1 pseudogene is annotated in these 589 nt (G+C 69.0%); it reads right to left on the bottom strand.

What is annotated here, in order from left to right:
• Positions 1 to 589 (bottom strand): annotated as a pseudogene (locus AC1DKD_RS41820) (glycine dehydrogenase (aminomethyl-transferring)); the annotation flags it as partial.

The raw sequence follows: 589 nt of genomic DNA, 5'->3' as shown, positions 1-589 counted from the left end.
ATGTAGCGCAGCAGCTGGGTTTCRGAMCGGTGSGTGTTGAACACCGGGTGCTGCAGGTASTCGGAGGAACGTCCGACGGCGGCCTCCAGTCCGAAGCCTTCAGCCGCGGCAACGGAGGCCCCAAAGACGTCCGCGACGTCGGCGACGATGGCCGCCGTCGTGGTYTCGTCGAGCGAGATGCCCACGGTATCGGCGTCGATGGAACGCAGGTTGATGCCGCGCGCTTCGGCATCGGCGACAAGCGCGGCAGCGCGTCCGGGGACGCGGACGGTAAGGGTGTCGAAGACGCTCGTGTGCAGCACCTCCACACCGGCAGCTGCCAGCGAGGCCGCCAGCACCCGGGCGTGGCCGTGCGTCGTTTCCGCGATCGCCTTCAGYCCGTCGGGGCCGTGGTAGACGGCGTASATCGAGGASACGATGGCCAGCAGGGCCTGCGCGGTGCAGATGTTGGATGTGGCCTTTTCGCGGCGGATGTGCTGCTCGCGGGTCTGSAGYGCCAGGCGGTASGCGGGCACCCCTGCGTCGTCCTTGGACACCCCCACCAGGCGGCCGGGCAGCGACCGCTCCAGGCCCTTGCGGACAGCCATGT

Source organism: Cupriavidus sp. 05T313 (assembly GCF_056396665.1).
The sequence above is the reverse complement of the archived record's forward strand: the minus strand, read 5'-3'. Positions and strand labels throughout refer to the sequence as shown.